The sequence below is a fragment of the bacterium genome, assembly GCA_022616075.1.
In the GTDB taxonomy this organism is placed as follows: domain Bacteria; phylum Acidobacteriota; class HRBIN11; order JAKEFK01; family JAKEFK01; genus JAKEFK01.
On the sequence record JAKEFK010000251.1, the window covers coordinates 1 to 3,542 of the forward strand.

Below are 3,542 nucleotides of genomic sequence, written 5' to 3' on the forward strand. Positions count from 1 at the left end.
ACATCCCCTGGATCCTCAGGCGTTGGCGTATCGCTTGGATCTTCCGGCGTGGGGGTGTCTGCTGGATCATCAGGCGTCGGCGTGTCAGATGGATCATCCGGTATTGGAACGTCGCGCGGGTCATCGGGAGGCGCCGGAATGTAAGTGCACCACTCACTGTTGTCGTACGCCATCACATAGCCGGGCAGAAATGTAACGTACTCTTCCTTGGGACCGGTTGGAATAAACAATCCTGTTTTGTCTTTTGGCGTTCCAGGCTTCTTCTTACAACAAGCTCCGGTATAAGTTGCCCGCGCATTTACGAACTGCCATTTCACCGGATCGTCTGTAGTGATGCGAATCGTCGAAGTAACCTTCGCTTCGTAGTATTCCATCGTATCCGGTGGACACTTGCAATCTGCCCTGATCGTCAGAATCAGCTTGTTGCCCTGGACCGTGGCAGTGACTTTGAGATTGCCTCCGGTTTTGCAATCGGAGTTACGAAGCACTGTATTTGGCGGGATGGCTTTTGCAAACTCATCTGTAAAATATTCTTCAAGCTGTTCATAAAGCTGGTCAAGAACTTCCTGCTGTACATCCGAAAGTTCTAATTTTTCATCCAGGAGCCTTTTGGCTGCTCTTGGAATGAACTCCTTCAAGTTTGCTGAATCCAGATAGGCATTGAGAATATCGATCGCCGCAGGCAACCATGCTGCGCCCGGGTGCTTCGCTATCGCGGCGCTTACAGCATCCAGGATGGCTGAGCGCGCAACTTTAATAAGGTAGTCCGTTCGCAAATCATTGCTTGCTGAAAGAACAGCCTCTTTTGCATACCATTGTGGTGACTGCGGGTAACCATCGCACTTTTTTTTGGGCACCTCCGGGGCGCTTGAATAAACCTTCTCCAGCATGCTTTTCAATGCCAGATTTGCATCTTCTGTCGGAACATTCTCTTTCTTTTGTCCAAACGCAATTCCAGGAAGAACCCAAATCAAAACGACAAAAGTCACACATCGAAAAAGAAACATATGCCCCCGGATCTTTAAAAACCAACGCCAGCGTTTAGTCGAACTGTTGTGAAATCCCCGCCGAACGTTGCCTCGACGCCTGCTACAAAATGACCGGCGCGCACTATGGCACCTATCAGAGCTGCAGCAGCGTTGTCATCGAATTCATTTGTAAATTCGATCCTGCGAACAACAGGAAATCCCGCCGTTTGCGAAAAATCAGCTTCCTGGGCTCCCTCGATTGTCATTTCGCGGAACCAGAAGGTCACGCCGCCATAGGGATAAACGGGTCCAAAGCTATATCCAACAAAGCCACGAACCTGATGCGCGTAATAACTGACCTCGATTTGATCAAGAGTTACGGTTCCGCCGGGCGCGGTTAATGCACGCGCTCTCTCCAAGTCCACGTTATAGTAACCGGTAAAATGATAGCCTCCTCCTCCGAAGACATGATGGTTCGTTACAACTGCATCAGCACCAACACCAAACACGAATCCATCCCCTTCAAAGAGATTCGTGCGCGAGGGGTCAGCAAGATTACGATTACGGAAGGAAACATCGACTCGTCCCACTGTTACATTCACGAATGGGTGAAATGAATCCGTCTCTCCTACTCCAACGGCAAATGTGCCGGACGTTTGATTCCAATCGAAATCAAAGTCAAACCGGTTGTTTAAATCATTCAGATCACCCGGGCGAACATCGGTGGGCATTTGAACACCGTTGATCGTATCGGTAATCCTGTCCTCACTTGCGGTAAGAGGAAAATCATCGGTTTGTTCATTCCCATATGTAACCGCAGCCATGGGCGGAAATGTAAAAGGTGGAGGCGGTTGTAGCGGCGGTAAGTCCACAGTAACGGAGGTTGTCTGCCCCCCTGTGATGCTGATTTCGGTTTGTGTTTTATTCTCTCCTTCACCGGCTTCAACAATATAAGTACCTTCATCGACAGTCACGTTCGCTATACCGGAACTGTCTGTTTTTGTGGTAGTGATTTCTGTGCCAGTCTCTTTCGATATCAGAGTGACTGTAGTACCCGGCAACGGATTGCCGTTACTTGTAACAGTAACCTGGCCGTTTCCTGTCACCGCGGAAGCCATTTGAACATACGTGAAAACAAAAAACAGAAACAAAAGAAACGTTAACTTTCGCATTGGACGTCGCCTCCTGGTTATTAATGCGTAAACCGCAGCTAAAGAGCGCCAGAAACGATAAAGAATTTGACAGAAAAGGTGGGATCAACTAGTGTTGATTTTGTATTTGCGGGGGAGAGCGTGAGCGCCTCAGAAGCAGATCAGATCACCGAGATTTTGGAAGCCATTAACCGGGGCAATCGAGATGCGCTGCAGCAATTATTCCCGCTCGTTTATGACAGTTTGCGCAAAATGGCCCGCATCAGAATGGCGGACGAACCCGCACAAACTCTCCAAACGACAGCCCTGGTGCATGAAGTTTATCTGCGTTTGCTGCAAGACAAGCAGCCTGAGTGGGAAAGCAGAAGACATTTTTTTGCTGTTGCGGCGGAGGCCATGAAGCGCATTCTTGTGGAGAGCGCGCGCAGACGCTCCAGTTTGAAGCGCGGAGGGAACAGGCGGAAGTTCGCTCTGACTGAAGATCTGGTGGCCGTATATTTCGATGCCGAGCTCTATTTGATGTTTGATCAAGCGCTCGAGCTCCTTGCAGCCCAAGATCCACAGATGTCCGAAGTTGTGAAGCTCCATTGCTTTGCCGGTTTGACCGTGGATGAAACTGCGCGGGCGATGGGACTCTCTCCCAGAAACGTTGACCGCACATGGGCCGCCGCAAAAGCCTGGCTGTTTCACAAACTGAGTCATTCTAAGCATGAGGTTTAATTCTCCGGAAGAATGGGAGAAGTTATGGAAAACTTTCCATGAATTGCGCGAAGCACCGACTCTACAACGCGAATCCCATCTGAAAATCCTTCACGATTCAGACCCGGAATTTTCCCGGTACCTAGAGGAACTTCTCCATTCTGAAGAGTATGCGGGCGAGCAGTTGGAAGAGCTTGTCGCAGAACAATTGAGTCAGTTGACTCGGGAACAGGAAGAACCTCAGATCGAATCGGGATCTGTACTGGCAGGAAGATTCCGCATTGTGCGCCATCTTGGAAAGGGGGGAATGGGCAATGTTTATGAGGCATTGGATCAGGAACTTGGTGTCCCCGTTGCATTAAAACTGATGCGATCGGACATCGGGACCGATGCGGCGCCGGAGAGATTTCACAGGGAGATTGCTAACGCGCGAAAGATCACGCACCCGAATGCTTGCCGGATTTTCGATCTGTTTCGACATGAATGATTTGCTCTTCTTAACAATGGAATTGTTGGAGGGTGAAACACTTCACCAAAGAATTAAGCGTGAAGGAAGATTCAGTCCTGCGACTGCATTATCCATTTTGAAACAGATCGCGGACGCCCTCCTTGCGATTCATCAAGCTGGAATTGTCCATCGGGATCTGAAAAGCGGCAATATCATCCTTGTTCCAAGCGGCAACGGGTTCCGTGCAGTCGTTACGGATTTCGGTCTTGCAGTCGC

The 3,542-nt window shown here is 49.7% G+C and carries 3 protein-coding genes and 1 pseudogene; 2 read left to right on the top strand and 2 right to left on the bottom strand.

Annotation, left to right across the window (positions count from 1 at the left end):
* Both L0156_20850 and L0156_20855 read right to left on the bottom strand, forming a co-directional pair.
* Positions 1-1,007: hypothetical protein (locus L0156_20850; GenBank protein MCI0605441.1), on the bottom strand; the 1,007-nt coding region annotated here is incomplete at its 3' end.
* A gap of 14 nt (positions 1,008-1,021) precedes the next feature.
* Positions 1,022-2,140, bottom strand: a complete 1,119-nt coding sequence (locus L0156_20855) for a carboxypeptidase regulatory-like domain-containing protein (protein MCI0605442.1) — start codon at positions 2,138-2,140, stop codon at positions 1,022-1,024.
* Positions 2,141-2,260: 120 nt separating this feature from the next.
* On the opposite strand from L0156_20855, the gene L0156_20860 reads away from it, so the two are divergent.
* Complete coding sequence (locus tag L0156_20860; protein ID MCI0605443.1) at positions 2,261-2,839, top strand: ECF-type sigma factor; 579 nt, start codon at positions 2,261-2,263, stop codon at positions 2,837-2,839.
* 286 nt (positions 2,840-3,125) lie between these two features.
* Positions 3,126-3,542: pseudogene (locus L0156_20865) on the top strand (serine/threonine protein kinase).